General features: G+C 63.9%; 12 protein-coding genes. 8 read left to right on the top strand and 4 right to left on the bottom strand.

Annotation, left to right across the window (positions count from 1 at the left end):
- Positions 1-66 precede the first annotated feature (66 nt).
- The 4 genes from E4P09_RS09815 to E4P09_RS09800 form a co-directional block, all read right to left on the bottom strand.
- On the bottom strand, positions 67-1,266 hold the full coding sequence (locus tag E4P09_RS09815) for a lipase family protein (protein ID WP_170984338.1): 1,200 nt from the start codon (positions 1,264-1,266) through the stop codon (positions 67-69).
- A 110-nt stretch (positions 1,267-1,376) separates the two neighbouring features.
- Positions 1,377-3,593: an amylo-alpha-1,6-glucosidase gene (locus tag E4P09_RS09810; RefSeq protein ID WP_137389440.1), complete on the bottom strand. Its 2,217-nt coding sequence runs from the start codon at positions 3,591-3,593 to the stop codon at positions 1,377-1,379.
- A 42-nt stretch (positions 3,594-3,635) separates the two neighbouring features.
- A complete protein-coding gene (locus E4P09_RS09805; protein ID WP_137389439.1) occupies positions 3,636-4,730 on the bottom strand; it encodes a glycosyltransferase family 4 protein in 1,095 nt (364 codons plus the stop codon).
- 227 nt (positions 4,731-4,957) lie between these two features.
- Complete coding sequence (locus tag E4P09_RS09800; protein ID WP_137389438.1) at positions 4,958-6,445, bottom strand: sensor histidine kinase; 1,488 nt, start codon at positions 6,443-6,445, stop codon at positions 4,958-4,960.
- Positions 6,446-6,909: 464 nt separating this feature from the next.
- Here E4P09_RS09800 and E4P09_RS09795 point away from each other — a divergent pair, with 464 nt between their 5' ends.
- From E4P09_RS09795 to E4P09_RS09760, 8 genes are all read left to right on the top strand, one after another.
- Positions 6,910-8,103, top strand: coding sequence for an ABC transporter substrate-binding protein (locus E4P09_RS09795; protein ID WP_205042078.1), 1,194 nt, complete (start codon positions 6,910-6,912; stop codon positions 8,101-8,103).
- Between the two features lie 96 nt (positions 8,104-8,199).
- A complete protein-coding gene (locus tag E4P09_RS09790; RefSeq protein ID WP_137389437.1) occupies positions 8,200-10,389 on the top strand; it encodes a YbhB/YbcL family Raf kinase inhibitor-like protein in 2,190 nt (729 codons plus the stop codon).
- 38 nt (positions 10,390-10,427) lie between these two features.
- Positions 10,428-10,835 carry a hypothetical protein gene (locus E4P09_RS09785; RefSeq protein ID WP_137389436.1) on the top strand — a complete coding sequence of 136 codons (408 nt, stop codon included), beginning with the start codon at positions 10,428-10,430 and terminating at the stop codon, positions 10,833-10,835.
- Between the two features lie 117 nt (positions 10,836-10,952).
- Positions 10,953-11,909 (top strand): alpha/beta fold hydrolase, encoded by a 957-nt coding sequence (locus E4P09_RS09780; protein ID WP_137389435.1) that lies wholly within the window; start codon positions 10,953-10,955, stop codon positions 11,907-11,909.
- A 43-nt stretch (positions 11,910-11,952) separates the two neighbouring features.
- Complete coding sequence (locus tag E4P09_RS09775; RefSeq protein ID WP_137389434.1) at positions 11,953-13,368, top strand: ABC transporter permease; 1,416 nt, start codon at positions 11,953-11,955, stop codon at positions 13,366-13,368.
- Positions 13,365-14,777, top strand: coding sequence for an ABC transporter permease (locus tag E4P09_RS09770; RefSeq protein ID WP_239025112.1), 1,413 nt, complete (start codon positions 13,365-13,367; stop codon positions 14,775-14,777). The genes E4P09_RS09775 and E4P09_RS09770 overlap by 4 nt, the downstream gene beginning before the upstream one ends.
- 10 nt (positions 14,778-14,787) lie before the next feature.
- A complete protein-coding gene (locus E4P09_RS09765) occupies positions 14,788-15,477 on the top strand; it encodes a bacteriorhodopsin (RefSeq protein WP_170984337.1) in 690 nt (229 codons plus the stop codon).
- 62 nt (positions 15,478-15,539) lie between these two features.
- Positions 15,540-17,747, top strand: a complete 2,208-nt coding sequence (locus E4P09_RS09760) for a flotillin family protein (RefSeq protein ID WP_137389432.1) — start codon at positions 15,540-15,542, stop codon at positions 17,745-17,747.
- The last annotated feature ends 7 nt before the right edge of the window (positions 17,748-17,754 follow it).

Here is a 17,754-nt window from a genome sequence, read left to right as displayed (position 1 = left end):
TCGAAATACTTAGGTCAAATCCTAAGTTTCTATTCGTGGCACTGTCCTATGGAAACCGGGAGGTCGTCAGGATTTCGCGGCGGACGGGCTCGCTGGTTGGGGGGCGTGCACATTTGTGCAGCCGGGGGCGGACGGCTTTCCGGCCAGCCGGTCGGCAAGCCAGTCCAGGGCGGGCTCGGCGCTGAGGGGCGCGATCGACAAGTGGTCGGCCTGCATCTCCAAAAGCTCGACCGAGCTGCCGGACGCGCAAAGCCGTTGCGCAAAATTGCGCGTCACCCGAGGCAGCACCACGCCGTCTCCGGTGCCTTGCGCGATGAAGATGGGCACCTCTGGCGGCAGGTCGCCGGGGGTATTGTGGGCAATAATATCCCGCCAGGGCTCGACCTTGGTGGGATCTTCCTTGAGAAACTGGTTCGGAAGAATGCGCAGCGCAATGCTATCCAGGAACAGACCGACCGGCCCGGTCATGCAGGCGTTGGCCATGATATGCGCGCTGGGCAGGGCTTCGGGCCTCAGCACGTGATCGAGGTCCAGATGATAGACATCGGCCCAGGACAGAAGGGCAAGCGTGGTGAAGACCTTGCCGCCGGCCGTGGCGAGGTCGTCCTCGAACAGGGCGGACAGTTCGGTGGCCGGCGCGGCGGCGATCACGCCCTGAAGCGATCGGTCGGGCGCATACGCGCCGGCAAGCTTGCCCGTCCAGAGCGCGGCATGGCCGCCTTGTGAATGGCCCCATACCGCGAACTTGCCGCTGGTCTGCGCCAAGGCGTCGGCGGCGCGCACGGAATCGAGCACCGAGTGCGCGGCGCTGATGCCGACCAGATAGGGATGAGGGCCCTGCGTGCCCAAACCCTCGTAGTCCGTTGCCGTGACCACGTAACCACGGGCGATGAGATCAGGCAGGGCCGGCACAGTGGCGGCAAAGTGGGGCAGAAGCGAAGGCGCGCAACGACTGGCGAGGCCGGTGGTGGGGTGGGCCCAGGCGATTACGGGATAGCCGCCGGCTGGCGCGGGCGCATCGGGAGCGACGATCACGCCTGATACCGCGACTGGCTGGCCCTTCACGCCGGTCGAGCGGTATAGCACGCGCCAGGCCCGGGCGCCGTTGAGGTCAATATCCAGCGGCTCCGCACGGATGAGGCTGCCTGGCGCGCCAGCACTCAGCTCCGCGCGCGAGGCGCTATAGAACCTGTTCAGCTGCCCCTTGAGAAGGAAATGCACTCCGGCGGCTGCAGCCAGGGCGGAGAGGCACAGGATAATGAGCACCGGGGCGGCTGCTCTTTTGCGGGCCGGGAACACCATGACGGCCAGTAAGCCTGCGATCCCTTGAAATCTGGTATAAGCGGCCGCCGGGGTGTGCCTTTCGCCAACAAACGTCAGCTCATGGTCAGGACCCGCACCGATCCCGAGCGCTGCAGCACGTTGACGATGACCTGGGTGCGGGAGCGCCGCAGGGCCACGTCGACCGATCCGTCTGCCACTGCCAGATTGTAGAGGACCACCTCGTCGAGAAAGGCCGGCAGCGTCGGTTCATTGAAGGTGATCTGGCCGTGCGCCGGGTCGAATCCCAGCCCGAGACAGGCCTGCAGCATGAAGAACGGGGCGGCGGCCGCCCAAGCCTGCGGCGTGCAGGCGACCGGATAGAAGGTGGGGCCTTGCGTGCGCTGGCGGGGGAATCCGCAAAACAGCTCAGGCAGTCGGCGCATGTCAATATAGGTGGACGCGGCAAACAGGCCTTCGAAGATGCGCGCCGCCTCGCGGCGGAAACCGTAGCGGGAAAGGCCGGCGGCGATCATGGCATTGTCGTGGGGCCAGACCGAGCCGTTGTGATAGCTCATCGGATTGTAGCGCGCCTCGGACGAGGCGACGGTGCGTACACCCCATCCACCAAACGAGTCGGCCGACATCAAGGTCTGCGCCACCGCGGTGGCTCTGTGGGGATAGGCAAGCCCGGTGAGCAGCGCGTGGCCAGCATTCGACGCGCGCACCCGGCAAGGGCGCTTGTCACCGTCCAAGGCGAGCACGTAAGTTGCGAGCTCCTCGTCGAAGAAACACTCGTCGAATGCCCTCTGCAGCGCATCGGCGCGCCGCTCCAAGGCTGCTGCACGCTCGACTTGTCCAAGCTGCAATGCTATCCCCGCGGCGGCTTGCCAGGCACCGTAGACATAAGCCTGGACCTCGGCGAGTGCGATCGGCGCTCGCGCCATGGCACCATCCGCATGGAAGACCGAGTCATGGCTGTCCTTCCAGCCCTGATTGATCAGGCCCTCGTCCGTCAGGCGGCCGTATTCGACAAAGCCGTCGCCGTCGCGGTCGCCGTAGCGGTCGATCCAGTCGAGCGCCGCTTCGATGTTGGGCCACAGGGCGCGCATCGTGTCGAGATCGCCGGTGCGGCCGAAATAGGCACCCGCCAGCATGACGAAGAGCGGGGTGGAGTCGATGCTGCCGTAATAGCGGCGGAACGGGACCTCGCCCAGCTCCGCCATTTCCCCGTAGCGGACCTCATGCAGGATCTTGCCCGGTTCGGCATCCGCCGCCGGGTCGAGCACGGTTGCCTGGTTGGCCGCGAGATGGCGAAGCACGCCGCGGGCAATCGCAGGGTCGAGCCAGAGCGTCTCGAGGGCGGTGATCAGTGCATCTCGCCCGAACACCGCGCTGAACCAGGGGATGCCGGCATAGGGGTATGGGCCTTCCGGCGTGTCGGTCATCAGCATGTAGAGATCCGAAACGCTGCGGCGGACTGCTTCGTTGAAGATCTCGTTCGATGTCAGGATCGCTGCCGCGCGTGAGGACGAGGCCCGCAGCGCCCGTCTCGCATCACGCAAGGCGCTGAAGAAGGCGCGGCGCGGTGGGAAATTCATGCCCTCGGTGCCGCAGTTCACCTCGAGGAACAGTGACTTTGCCTCCTGCGGCCCGAGGTCGAGCACGAAGGATGCGCTGTTCCCGGTCAGCCGGACAGGCGCGGGATCGAAGGCAAGGGTCGTGGCGCGCCGTTTTCCATCGAGGCCGGTATAGGAGAGCACGACCTGGTTTTCTCCAACGTCCGGCGGGTGGTGCTTGCCCCGCTTGTCGCGATGGGCGCCGCGCACCTCGAACAGGTCGGCAAAATCCGCATCGAAGGTGAGTTCGACCGTAACGGTCCGGCGCTGATCATCGAAATTGCGGACCACCAGCCGCTCGAAACAGGTGGCGCCCCACAGAAAGCGCGAGCGGCGCAGATGAATGAGATCGTGCTCGAGTGTCAGACGGCCCCCCGCGTCGAACAGATCAGGGTTGGTGAGATCGCAGGTCAGGGTGGCGTTGTCGTCGCGCAAGGTCGAGCTGAGCAGCATCGGGCGCGCGCCGCCCATGGTGAGATAAAGGTGCGAGAGGTAGCGGGTATCGCGATGAAAGATCCCTTCGGGGCTGCCTGGTCCCGAAAGCGCGTCGCCATTGTGGTCGAAGACGGCGAAAGTGTCGCCATGTTTCAGGGTACGCGGCCGCCGCTCCTGAAGGGATGCGGCAGCCGGGATGAAGAACTGCGCAAGCTGGGTGGCACCGGCGCCGGCGGGTGCCGGCGCGTGCGGTGTCGCTTCAGCGCTGATCGTTTCCATGCCGGAGGCTCCCCTGGTCACCTCGTCATCGCCATTTTCCCATCAGGCCACAACATGGAGGCCGAATTCGCGTCCGGCAACCCTCGGCATTGGCTCGACGGCGGTGCGCACGCCAGGCAATGCGCGGTAGATCGCGAGGTAGTCCTCCGCCATGCGCGTTGCGGTGAACCGTTCCTCAAAGGTGGCTCTGACCTCCCCACGGTCCAATTTGTCCACATGGCGCACGGCGGCCACCGCTTCGGGAATCGACTGGACAACGAAGCCGGATATCCCGTCATCGATGATTTCCGGCACCGCGCCGCAGGGGTAGGCGATGACCGGCGTGCCGCAGGCCATGGCCTCGATCATGACAAGCCCGAAGGGTTCAGGCCAATCGATCGGGAACAGCAGCGCCCGCGCATTGCCGAGGAAGTCTGCCTTCTGGTTATCGTTGATCTCGCCGACGAATTCCACATTCGGATGCATGGCAATGAGCGGTGCGATCGTGCTGTGCCAGTAAGCCTGGTCTGCCTTGTCGACCTTCGCTGCGATCTTGAGTGGTATACCGGCGCGGCCCGCGATCTCGATGGCCCGGTCAGGCCGTTTTTCCGGGGAGATCCGGCCGAGAAACGCGAGGTAATTGCCTTTCGGGCGCGAAGTGAAGGGGAGGAGGTCGCGGGGGAGGCCATGGTAAACGGTGCCGACCCAGTTGACCGGCGGCATCGGCCGGCGCTGGTCATAGGAGATAGAGACCAGCGGCAGCTCCGGGAAGGCGGCATACAGGGGTTTGAGGTCGGGCAAATCAAGCCGGCCATGGAGGGTGGTCACGCAGCGGTCCGCCAAGGGCCGGATCAGCGGGTAATGGATAAAGTCGGTGTGGAAATGTAGGACGTCGAACTCATCCGCTCGGCGGCTGATTTCGTCCAGCATGATGACGTGATAGGGGAGGATGTCCATCACTGACTTATCCAACCTGAGCCCCATCTCGCAGCAGGGCACCAGCTTGGCGGACGTCCTGGAATCACCGCTCGCGAACAGGGTGACGTCGTGGCCCTGACGGACCAATTCCTCAGTCAGGTAAGAGACAATGCGTTCAGTTCCGCCGTAAAGCTTCGGCGGGCAGGATTCCGCGAGCGGGGCAATCTGGGCGATTCTCATCAATAAACCTCCTCGTGAGAGCGAAGCATCGACAACGAAGACCGCGGCCGGATAGCCTGTGCGGTTCACGCCGGTTCATAAGAACCGGCAGGCCGCGCGGGGTGTTCCAAGAAACACCAGCGGAGCGCCGACGAGCTAGGAACGGCTCTTCGTCTGTTCAAGAGGGGCCAGCCGGGGCGTGAGCCGCCCGATCGCAGTCCATGCTGTCCAGAAAACGTCGGCGCCGGTTAGATCGGCAAGGTGAGGGTGAAGACAGTGCCCCCATCGCGCTCAAAGGCATAATCGGCACCGATCTGCCGCGACAGGCCCTGGATCAGGCGATTGCCCATGCCTTGGGACGCGCTGGCGATATCGAAGCCGACACCATCGTCCCTGATCTGCAAGCGCGCCTTATTCGGCGCGAGGCGTTCCAGCGAGATGGCGATATTGCCCGGCCGCCCTGCCGGGAACGCATGTTTGAAGGCGTTCGCCATCACCTCGTTGATGATGAGGCCAAGGGGCACCGCCTTGTCCGACGGCACCTCAATCGGGGTCAGTGTCGAGGTCACCTGGACGTTCTCGGGGCTGCTTTGCCGGAGGCTTGCGACAAGGTCATCGATGTAGCTCGCCAGATCGAGGCTGCCCAGCCGGTTCGACATGTATATCTGCTGGTGGACAGCCGTCATTGCGCCGATTCGGTTGGCGAGGTCCCGCTTGATCTCACCTGGCAGGCCATGCATCTGCACCAACGCGACCACGGTCTGCAGGTTGTTCTTCACCCGGTGATGCATCTCCTGGAAAAGAATACGGTTCTGCTCGAGCGCCTCTGCAAGCTGCCGGCGTTGCTGTTCATAACGACGGAGCAACACCGAGACCCAGAGGGAGCAGGCCAGCAAACCAAGCACCGCCGGAACCGCAATCACGGCAACCGAGCCGATCTGAGCGCGAAACCGATCCCATACCGCGTTTTTCGACACCCCGGCGATCGCAATGAGAGGCAGGCCCGGAACGGTATAGAAGCCGACGATCCGTGACACACCATCGGCGGGCGAGGCGCTGGCCGAATAGGATCCGGCGGGCGATTGGGCCAGATGCTTGGTGAACAGCATGTAGTTCTTCAGATTGATCGTGTCCTCGGGGACCGGATGGCGCGCGACGAGCCAGCCATCGCTGCGGATGAGACCGGCGGTTGAATCGCGGCCGAGATTGAGTGTCGACCAGAACTCCGACAGAAGATCCGCGGGAATGACGATGGCGGCGGCACCCACAAACCTGCCGTTTCGCTCCAGTCGCCGGCCGATGATGAAGACCTTGCGCTTGTTGAACCGGTCGTTGATCAATGTGCTGACGTGCCAAGTCTGGCCGGCCTTCAAAGTTTGGAAAAACTCGGTATCCGCAACGCGCAGCTGGGCATCGGTGGTGTCGTTGGTAAGCACGGTGACGCCATTGACGTCGAAGACCCAGGCGCGAACGTCCCGCGGGAGGGCGGCAACGGCCTTGTCGAGGTCGCCGACACTGCCGGCCGTGACCATGTTGGGCTGTGCGCCCAATGCCTCGTCGATACGCTGCAGGGCCTGGTAAGCGGCCTCGGATAGCCACTTTATGTGCGCCCCAATAATCTGGGCGCCGCCTTCCGCACGAGCCTGCGCGGTGCTCACGGCATCACGATAGCTCTGCCAGACGAGCAAGCCCGACACCAGCAAAAGCGCAAGCAGCAGCGCTGCTGTAAGCCACAACGCTGCCTTCGGCGCTCCCAACGCGGAGGACGTCGCGTCAGGTCGGCCTGCTTTTCCCCCTGCCTGCGCCACTAACCTTATGAGCTCCCGCCGCCGATCTGTGCACCCATGAACCCGTCCACCTGCATTGTCTCATTCGGTGGCCGCATCCTGCATTTACATTAGCGCATGTGGGGCTTGACGTCAGTTGCGACGGTGCAAGGTCCCTTTTCCGGGCATGAGGGCAGCCGGGTCTATTTGGTGGTCCAGCCTCGAGACTCGACGGTCAGCATACTGCCCGTCGAAATGCTGGGCGACCGCTCCGTTTAGCGAGCAGCAACTTTGCGGGCGCAGCGACCATCCATACCGAGCGTGTATATGGAATATCGAGAAAATGTATTACCGCTAGCTCGGTCCGTTAGCTGATAGTGAGAAGGTCAAATAATGTCGCGGCAGTTCAAGCTGAGACAACCAGGGAGGAAAAATTGGCACTTCCATACGCAACGTGGTTGCGGTCGGCTGCGCTTGTCATTGCGATCGCTGCTGGGGCTCCGGTTGAGGCTGCCGGCGTGGACGAGCTGCCGCAACAGATCCGGGACGAGCTCTACAATCCCGAGATGATCGACCCGATGCAGCCGGTGGGCGAGAGCGCCTACCGCGACTGGAAGGCGAAGAACCCGCCGCCTTGGAAAATCGGCTATGCCAGCTCCTATGCCGGCAACACCTGGCGGGCCGACGTGATGAAGCGGCTGCAGGAAGAGATCATCCCGAAATGGAAGAAGCTCGGGCTGATCGAGGATGTCATCATCACCCAGTCGAACCTGAACGACTCCGTGCAGATCCAGCAGATGCGCCAGCTGGTGGACCAGGGGGTCGACGCGATCATCGTCTGCTGCTCGAACCCGACGGCCCTGAACCAGACGGTCCAATATGCCCATCAGCGGGGCGTGCCGGTGTTCTCCGCAGTGGGCTATCTCACCTCGCCCTATGCGGTGAACTCCTCGGCGAATTTCGTGGTCGGCGGTCATATGCTCGGCGAGTGGATGGCGAAGGAAATCGGTGGCAAGGGCAATGTGCTGATCGTCGAAGGCATTCCGGGCGCCTCTGCTTCCGACTCGCAAAATGTGGGCGTACTCAAGGCGTTGGAGAAATATCCTGACGTCAAGGTGGTGGGTCAGGTCGCCGGCATGTGGACGGACCAGATTGCCCAGGCCGAGATCCAGCGCTGGCTTGCCACCAATCCCGGCCAGCTCGACGGGATCATCATCCAGTCGGCTTCAGAACTTGGCGCGATCCGGGCGCTCAAGCAGAGCGGCCGCGAGATGGTGCCGATTACTATCGGTGGCGAGCTCGGCGCCTTGTGCTACTGGCGCAAGAACCCGGACTATGTGAGCGCGGCGATCCAGGCCTGGCCTCCTGGTGACGACTTCGAGATGGGCTGGAACATCATGATGCGCACCCTGCAGGGGCAGGGGCCCAAGGTGCAGTCGATCCTGACCAAGCCGCAGGTGCTGACGTTCGAGCAGTTGTCCACGGTGCTGGACGAGAACTGCAACGAGGACTCCGACGGCTGGTACAATGTCGGCATCGAGAACTGGGCCGGGAAGGAATACCTCGACCAGTTCTTCCTCCGGCCAGCCGATCCCGAGGCCTACGATCCGGCCAGCCACGGCAAGTGAGCAAGAACCGGAGCCGCCCTGTTCCCTCGTGGGGCGGCTCTGGCTGCGACAATGTTCGAGCAACCGTGCCTTGGCCAGGAATGAGTCGGGCGTGCAATGGCTTATCCGACCGTCGAAATCTCCTCGGTGTGGAAGACCTTCGGGCCGACCGTGGCGCTGGGGGGATGCAATCTCAAGGCCTATGCCGGCGAGGTGCATGCGATCATCGGCGGCAATGGTTCCGGCAAGAGCACCCTGGCCAAGGTCATTTCCGGGGTGCTCATCCCGGACCGCGGCCAGGTAGCCGTGTTCGGCAAGGCGGCCACCTCGCCTTACGAAGCGCGATTGCTCGGCATCGCCAATGTGTTCCAGGAGGTGCTGGTCGCGGACGAGTGCTCGGTGCTGGACAATCTCTATCTCGGATCAGATGGGTTGCTTGGCGCGTCAATGAACCAGGAGGAGAAGCGCGCCAAGGCGGGCACACTCATGCGCGAACTGCTGGGCTTCGACCTCGATTTGTCCACTCTGGTGGGCGAGCTGCCGCTCAGCATCAAGCAGTGGATCACCATTGCCCGCGCCCTGCTGGCCGAGCCCAAGGTGCTGATTCTGGACGAGTCGTCAGCGGCGCTCGATTTCGATGCGACCGAGCGTCTGTTCCGCAAGATGCGCCAGCTGAAGAAAGGCGGCGCCAGTATCCTGATCGTCACCCATCGCATCGCCGAACTTGTACGCATCGCCGACCGGGCCACCGTGCTGCGCGACGGGGTGGACGTGGGGTGCCTCGACAAGCACGAGATCACCGAAGCGCGCATTCTCGAGCTGATCGCCGGGCCGGAGCGGGACAAGGCCGAGCAGGGCCAGCCGGTGCCCGAGCGGCAGAGCCCGAGCCCGGTGCTGCGGGTGACCGATGGCCGCGTGTGGCCGGACGCGGCGACGATCAATTTCACGCTCTATCCCGGTGAGGTGATCGGGGTTACCGGTCTCGACGGCCAAGGCCAGGCCGATTTCGTACGCTGCCTGGCGGGCATTCAGCGGCTCCGTGACGGCCGCATCGCCGTGATCCGCGACAGGACGGCCAGCGAGGTCACCGATCTTCACTCGGCGCGCGACAACAAGATCAGCTATGTGAGCGGCGATCGGAAGAAGGAAGGAATATTTGCCAATCTCAGCATCTTCGAGAACTTACTTCTACCAGTGTATCAGGAATATAAGGTCGGTGGTGTCCTGAACCTGATCAGCCGCAACAAGCTCGCACCCGTTTTTGAGTGGGAGTCGGACAAGCTGGCGGTGAAGATGGGCGACCGGGACAACGCCATTACCTCCCTGTCCGGCGGGAACCAGCAGAAGGTGCTGATCGCCCGCGCGTTTGCGGAGAAGCCGGGCGTACTGGTGCTGAACGATCCGGCGCGCGGCATCGATGTGGGGGCCAAGCTCGATCTCTACCGCAATCTCAAGGACTATGCCTTGCGCGGCAATGCGGTCGTGTTCCTGTCGAGCGAGATCGAGGAGTTCCTCAATCTGTGCACTCGGGTGCACGTGTTCCGCAACGGTTCGATCTGGGCGGAGTTCGAACCGCCGTACGACACCCATGCCATTCTGAACGCCATGTTCGGCCGCCGGGCCACCGCGCGCCTGCCCGGCGAAGCGGCAAACGAGAATGTCGAAATGGGCGAGGTGAAGCCTGTGCGGGCGGTGGCCGGTGGCGGTGGCTTGCGTTTCGAGAATGGCCGGCCGATGCCGCGGCCGGTGATGCCGTCGCCGCGCAAGGCTCCGGCCGAGATGGTGCCGGTCGCGCCTTTCAGCCTGCAATGCCCTGAGATTCCGCCGGGCGCGCTCATCCCTGAGCGCTTCGCGGAGGACAACAAGCGGTCGCCGCGCCTTGTCTGGTCGGGCGTGCCGGAAGGCACCCGCAGCTTTGCCCTGAGCATGACCGATCCTGACCTGCCGGACGCGTTCAACTTCCCGCGCGCCTTCGCCCATTGGCTGGTGCACGACATCCCACCTGATGTGCGCGAGCTGCCGGAGGGGGCTTCAGGCACCGCGCTGATGCCGGTCGGGGCGGTCGAGCTCAACAGCGACTTCGTCACCTTCGCCATTCGGGGCTTCGGCCGCGGCTATGGGGGCCCATGGCCGCCCGACCGTCAGCACCGCTACGTGTTCACACTCTACGCGCTCAAGGCTCCGCAGCTCGCCCTGGCGCCGGATGCTGACCTGACTGCCTTCGCCGCCGCGGTCATGCCGGTGACGATCGAGCAGGCGTCCTTCGTCGCGGTCTACGGGCCCGCCAAGAAGCCGCTGCCCAGTTGAGGGTGCCACATGTGTTTCGGGGTTTGAGGAGGGATCGGATGAGCAACAGATATGGCAGTCGGAAAAGCTTCGATCTGGAGTGGATCGAGCGCTGGGCGCGTTGCGTGAACGACGACCGCATCCTGCCGGTGATCGGCCGTTTCTTCACCGGGCGGTTCGTGCTTGGTGTGGACGAGACCGAATATCTGATCGAGGTGCGCGGCGGCAAGATCCAGCGCATCGCGGAGGGCCTCACCACCAATGACATGGGCTACGAATTCGCGCTGAAGGCGCCGAGCAGCGCCTGGGCCAAGTTCTCCCAGCAGATCCCGCCGCCGATGTTCAACGACATTTGGGCCATGGCGCATCCGCTGCACAAGCAGCTGGTGATCGAGGGCAACACCCTTCCGTTCTGGCAGAATCTGCGGGCGCTCACCCGCATGCTTTCGCTGATGAGACAAGTTTAGAGCGGTGGTTCTCATGAACAGAACCACCGCTATCGCTCTTTGGATGCGCATCGGATCCTCCGAAAACCGGTACCCACTTTTCGGTCCGATGCGACTGGCGCCGCAGGAGGCATTCGCATGAACACCCATGATCCCATTGTCGGCCGCTATGTCTATGTCCAGTGCGAGGGCAAGACGTACCGCACCTATTACGAGGAGAACGGCGAGGGCATTCCGCTGGTTTGCCTGCACACGGCCGGCACAGATGGCCGGCAGTATCGGCACCAGCTGTGCGATCCCGATATCACCGCCAATTTTCGGGTTATCGCTTTCGACATGCCCTGGCACGGCAAGTCGTTGCCGCCCTCGGACTATTACCTGATGGAGGAAGAGTACAAGCTCACCACCCGGTTCTACAGCGAGTTCATCGTCGCCTTCTGTCGCGCGCTCGACCTGAAGAAGCCGGTGATCATGGGCCAGTCGATGGGCGGCAATGTATGCCTCGCATTGGCGCTGAAATACGAGAATGAGTTCTCGGCGCTCATCGCGCTGGAAGCCTGCGACTATTCACCCGGATGGTGGATCGATCCGCTGCATCATCCGCACATCCATGGCGGCGAGGTGGTGGCTACCTCGGTGTTCGGGCTGATGTCGCCGGAATCGCCGGACGAATATCGCTGGGAGACCTGGTGGTACTACGCGCAAGGCGGGCCCGGCATCTTCAAGGGCGACCTCTATTTCTACAGCGTCGACTCCGATTTCCGCGACCAGTGCCACAAGATCTCGGGCAAGGTGCCGATCTTCTTCCTGACCGGTGAATACGACTTCGCCTGCACGCCGGAGATGACCGAGCGGACGGCCGAGAAGGTCAAGAACGCGGAATGCATCATCTTCAGCGGTGGTCACTTCCCGACGTCGGAGGACCCGGCGAAGTTCAAGGAGGTGGTCTCGCCGGTGCTGAAGAAGATCATCAGCCTCGATCCGGAGCGGCGGGGCCAAGCGGCCGGTCTTGCTGGTCGGTCGAACCTGGTGGAGCTGCGCTCGAGCGGCCGTAGCGAGCGACCTGGCGAGGGACGGCGGGTGATCGACTTCTAGGGTCTGCCATCCGTCCGTTCGGTTCGGGGAAGAAGAGCATCCGATGTCGGATCCGAGGGGCTCTCAGAACGCATATCTGCTGGTGCCGATCCTGCTGATCGCCGTGCTGCTGAGCATCGCGGTGATCCGCGGGCCCCATCTGGTTTCGCTCTCGGGCTTCGGCAGCGCCATCATCGTTGCCGCGCCGCTCATCATGGCCACTTATGCGCTGATGGCGCTGGCAGTGGCCGGCCGCGGCACGGTCGACCTGGCGGTCGGGCCGCTGCTCGCCTTCATCAATGTCACCATCGTCAAGCTGAACGGGCTCGATCTCGTGACCTCGCCGCTGGGTGTGTTCGTGGTCGCCCTGGGCATCGGGGTCATCTATCAGCTGATCTTCGCGGCTGTGATCATCGTGGTGAGGGTGCAGCCGATCATCGTGGCGCTCAGCGGATTCCTGGCGCTCACCGGCATCAATCTGGTGATCCTGCCGCGGCCGGGCGGCACGGCGCCGGAATGGATGGCGACCTGGGGCCTGGGCATGACGATCTTCTCGCCCATCCTGCTGATCATCCTGATCGCGACCGGCGGCTGGCTCTTGTTCACCCTCACCTCGTTCTACGGCAACCTGCGCCTGATGGGCTATGACGAGCGCGCCGCCTATACGAGCGGGGTGCGCATCAACATCGTGCGCTTCGGCGCCCATGTGATCGCCGGCCTGTTCGTAGGGCTGGGCGCGATCTGCTATACGGCGCTGATCGCCTCGGGCGATCCGACCCAGGGCACCACCATGACCTTGACGGCGGTGACGGCGCTGGTGCTGGGCGGGGTGAGCCTGGCTGGCGGGCGCGGCGGGGTGACCGGCGCGCTGCTCGGGGCGGTGAACCTGTTCCTCATCGGCTATGTGCTCGCCACGTTCAATTTCGGCGCCACCCAGGCCTTCGTGACCCAGCTGTTCTACGGACTGATCCTGGTTCTATCGCTGCTGCTCACCCTCCTGGTGCCGATCATCGGCCGGCACATCTCGTTCATCTCGCCTTACGGGGCCTTCGTGGTGCTGGGGGCGATCGTCGTCGGCATCATGCTGCAGGTGAGCACGGCCGAGATCTATGTTCCGACGCCGCGCGCCTCGGCTGAGGCGGCAACGGCGGCCGCACCAGCCTCCGAGCCGCAGAGTGCGCCATTGCTGACGCGGTATCTGCTGGTATTGCCGGCCGATCCCGCTGCGGTGGGCATTGCCAATCTCACGCCCCTGCAGCAGGGTTTGTTCGGAGCGGCTGCGATCCTAGTGCTGCTCACCTTCACGGCGCGGCTGGTGGTGGCGGAGGCGATCTCGGTACGGCTCGGCACCTTTCTCTATGTGTTCGTGTCGGCGCTCATTCTGCTGTTGTTCTTCGTGGTGGCCGAGCAGAGCCGTGCGGGCCAGAACAGGTCGCTACCCATGGCCACGGGTGCTGCGCCGCAAGGTGAGCAGCCATGACCAACCAGCCGGCCAGCGCCCGCCCTCTGTTCGTGCCGCGATCATCATTCCTGATCTGGCTGAACCTGGCGGTCACCTTCGTCATCGGCGCGATCGGCTTCGGGCTCGGTTTCGCCCAGGGGCTGAGCGCTCAGGTGGTGATCCTCTACACCGTCCTCTCGGTGGCGGTGCTGTTCTGGCTGTTCAACTACATCGCAGTGGTGTTCGAGCAGCGGCCGCGCCGATTGGCGGTCGAGGCCGAGGCAGCCCAAGAGCCGCAGGCGCCGGTCGGTGCCCGGGGCCTGTGGCGGCACAACCGGGCGCTGATCATTTCCATGGGCCTGCTGCTGCTCGCCTATCTCATCATCACCGCGTCGGTGCCGGCCTTCCGCACCCTCGAGAATCTGATCGCCTTCCTGCTGCTTGAGGCGATCCTGCTGTTCGCCTTCAAGGTGGCCGGCCGCTTCGCCCATGGGCGAAGCGCCTTCATCGGGCTCACCGTGCTTCTGGCGCTGATCGTGATCAGCGCGTTCACCATCGACGGCTTCCTCTCGGCGGCCAATATCCGGGCGGTACTGCTGTTTGCGGCTTTCCTCGGCATCGCTTCGATCGGCCAGACCCTGGTGGCGCTGCTCGGCGGGCTCGACCTGTCGATCCCGTTCGTGATCGGCGCCTCCAATATCGGGCTGCTCTACCTCATCGGCTTGGGCGTGCCGCCATGGCTCGCGCTGGTCATCGTGCTCGCGATCGGGGCGGGTATCGGCTTCCTCAACGGGGTGCTCTCGTACCGCCTGCAGGGACAGGCGCTGATCCTCACGCTCGGCATGGGCTTCGCGGTGGCGGGCCTCGTTCAGATCCTCACCAGCATCGGCTCGTCCTTCTTCGGCAATGTGTTCGGCACGGTGCCGCCCTGGCTGCAGAACCTTGCGGCCATGAACGGGCGCACCTTCGGCTTGGCCGTACCGCCGACCATCTTCCTGTGGATCCTGCTGGCGGCGCTGGTGATCATCGGCCTGCGCTATTCGGCCTATGGCCGCTACATCTATGCGCTGGGCGGCAACCGCCGCTCCGCAAAGCTGATCGGCATTTCCGAGTTCAAGTACTGGACGCTGGCCTACACGATCAGCGGCTTCTTCGCGGCGCTCACCGGCTCGCTGCTGCTGGGCTGGAGCGGCGGCGGCTTTATCGGCGTGGGCGACCCGTACCTGTTCACCACGCTCGCCGCGGTGGTGATCGGCGGCACCTCGCTGATGGGCGGCTATGGCGGCTATGGCTTCACGGTGATCGGCGTGCTCGTGCTGCAGGTCTTGAGCGCGTTCCTGATCGGCATCGGCCTCAAATACGAGTGGCAGCAATTCATTTTCGGTCTCCTGATCCTGCCGATGGTCGCGCTCTATGGCCGCGCCCCGCATATCAGGTCGCAAGTATAGGGGAAGCGCGATGTTCGGAACCCTCTTCCAGTCCAGCGACGTGGTCAGCACCTCGTTCGGGGTCGCCACCGTGGCGACGCTGGCCACCGCGGTGCTTGCGCTGCTGGGCTTGAGCTGGGTTGCCGACCGCTGGCGGGTGCCGGTGGCGTTGTCGGGCGTGGCGCTGCTCGCCTCGGGCCTGCACTATCTGGATGCGGCGCAGATCTGGTTCTCAACCCAGCAAATGACCTCAGCACCGCGCTATGTGGGCTGGTTCGTGGTGCAGCCGATCCAGGTCGCCTCCGTGTTCTTCCTCGCCCGGATCGCCGGGCCGGTGCCGGTGGGCGTGTTCTGGCGCACCGTGGCGGCGGCGATCCTGATGGTGCTCTGCCGCTATCTCGGGGATGCCGGCATCTTCAACCCGACCCTCGGGGTGCTCCTGTCGATCGCCTTCTGGCTGTACATCCTGGGCGAGCTGTATTTCGGGCCGATGAGCGAGGCGGTGCGCAAGTCGTCGCGGCCGATCCGGCTCGGCTATTTCTGGATCCGGCTGATCCTGACCATCGGCTGGGCCATCTACCCCATTCTCTTCTTCGTCGACGTGGTGATCGGCGCGGGGCACGCGCGCAGCGTCATCGTGCTCTACACGCTGGCCGATCTCGTCAATCTCATAACCGTCTCGATGATCGTTCTGGCCGCGGCCGGCAAGGAGCGCTTCTGAGGCTGAAAAAGATGCCCTGTCGCCCGGGTTTGCGGCAGCGGATGTAAGGGAGGACCCGACCCATGACTGGCGCAGATGTCATAGCCATTGTCATTCTGATCACGATACTGATCGCGATCGGCGTCTATCTCCTGCACTGGCTGTACCGGCACTCGTCGAAGGACCAGTCCTTCGTGCGCACCGGCCTCGGCGGGGAGCGGGTGGTCATGGGCGGCGGGGCGCTCATCATCCCCATCGTGCACGATATCACCCGGGTGAACATGAACGCCATTCCCGTCGAGATCCGGCGCCTCGGCGAGCAGTCGCTCATCACCAAGAACAAGATGCGCATCGACCTGATCGCCGAGTTCTTCGTGCGGGTGATCCCGACGGAAGAGGGCGTGTCGATCGCGGCCCGCACACTTGGCGAGCGCACCCGCGACGGGGCGGAGCTCAAGGAGATCGTGCAAGGGCGGTTCGTGGATGCGCTCTCCGCGGTGGCGGCGACCATGACCATGGAAGAGATTCACGCCAATCGTGGCCGGTTCATGAGCGAGGTGTCCGCCATTGCCGCCAAGACGCTGGGGACCAACGGGCTCGAGCTCGAGAATGCGGCGCTCACCAGCTTGAACCAGACCGATATTTCCGTGTTCAACCCGGCCAATGCGTTCGATGCGGAAGGCCTGACCCAGCTCACCGAGCAGATCGAGGAACGCCGCCGGTTGCGCAACCGCATCGAGAATGAGGCGCGCATCGACATCAAGCTCAAGGACTACGAGACCGAGCAACGGGCGCTGGAGATCGACCGAGATCTCGAATATGCGCGCATCGAGCAGGCGCGCGCCATCGAGATCCGGCGGGCGGCCGAGCAGGCGGCCATCGAGGAGGAGCGCTCGAACGCCGCCATCAGCATCGAGACGGCGAAGGTCAAGACCGAGCAGGAGGCGGAACGGATCCGTATTGCCCGGGACCGGCTGGTGGAGGCCGAGCGGATCAGGACTGCAAACGAGATCAGAGCGCTGGAGATCGAGCGGCAGAAGGAGACGGAACTCACGGAGATCAACTCGCGCAAGGCGCTGGAGACGGAGCGGATCCTCTCGCGCCAGGCGATCGAGGCCGAGCGCATCGAGAACGAGCGCAAAATCAAAGAATTCGAGATCCGTTCGCGGCAGGATATCTCGATCATCGAGACCACGGCCGCAGCGGAGGTCGACCAAGCCAGGCTCTCCAGAGAAAAGGAGGTCGAGTCCAGCCGCATCGAAACGACCAAGCTGATCGAGATCCTCTCGGTGCAGCGGGACAAGGAGATCCGTATTACCAACGAGCTGGCGGACGCGGAGCAGGAGAAGGCGCGCATCCTCAGGCGCTACAATGTGGACCTGGAGCGGCTGACGAAGGACGAGGAGATCGTCCAGCTCGAGATCGCCAAGAACCAGAAGATCAAGCTGGCGGAGACGTCGGCTTTCCGCGCCATCGAGGATGCGAGCATCACCGCCAACCGGGAGATTGACGAGCTGCGCATTGCCGCGCGGAAGTTCGTGGACCGGTTCGAGATCGAGCAGCAGAAGGAGGTGGAGATCGTCGATAAGGAGCGGCTGATCGCGGTCATCAACAAGTCGATCGAGGAAGCCTATGCCAGGACCGAGGCGGCGGAGGCCTGGAAGGCGCAAGCCGCGGTCGAGGAGCAAATCACCAGCGCCAAGCAGGAGGAGGTGGCCAACCGCCTCAAGCGCATCGAGCTGATCGAGGCTTCCGCCAAGACCGAGCGGGAGGCGCAGCGGCTGGTGACCCTTGCTAAGGCCGAGCGGGAGGCGACCGAAATGCGCGCCCAGGCCGATATCGCCGAGGCCAATGCGGCGGAGGTGCGTTATGCCAAGGAAGCGCAGGGGCAGCGGCTGCTCAACGAATCCGAGAATCTGCGGTCCGATGCCAGCCGGCGCAGCGCCATCTATGAGAACCTGGTACGCAATCTGCCGAGCATCATCCGCGAGACGGTCAAGCCGATGGAGCGGATCGACTCGATCAAGATCCTGCAGGTCGACGGGTTGCCCGGCCTCAACAGCCCGTCGGAGACCGGCGGCGGCAATGGCAGCGGCAATGGTGGGGGTGATGGCGGCAGCATGACCGACCGAGTGGTGAACTCGGCCATGAAATACCGTACGCAGGTCGCTTTCGTGGATGGGCTTTTGAAGGACCTGGGCCTGCCGGTCGAGAGCATCGGCAGTGCCGGCGGCATGTCGTTCCGCAACTTCCAGGTGCCGGACAAATCGGCCAAGGACGGGGACGATTGATGTTGGC

The organism is Rhodoligotrophos defluvii, assembly GCF_005281615.1.
GTDB classification, from domain to species: Bacteria; Pseudomonadota; Alphaproteobacteria; order Rhizobiales; family Im1; genus Rhodoligotrophos; species Rhodoligotrophos defluvii.
The sequence above is the reverse complement of the archived record's forward strand: the minus strand, read 5'-3'. Positions and strand labels throughout refer to the sequence as shown.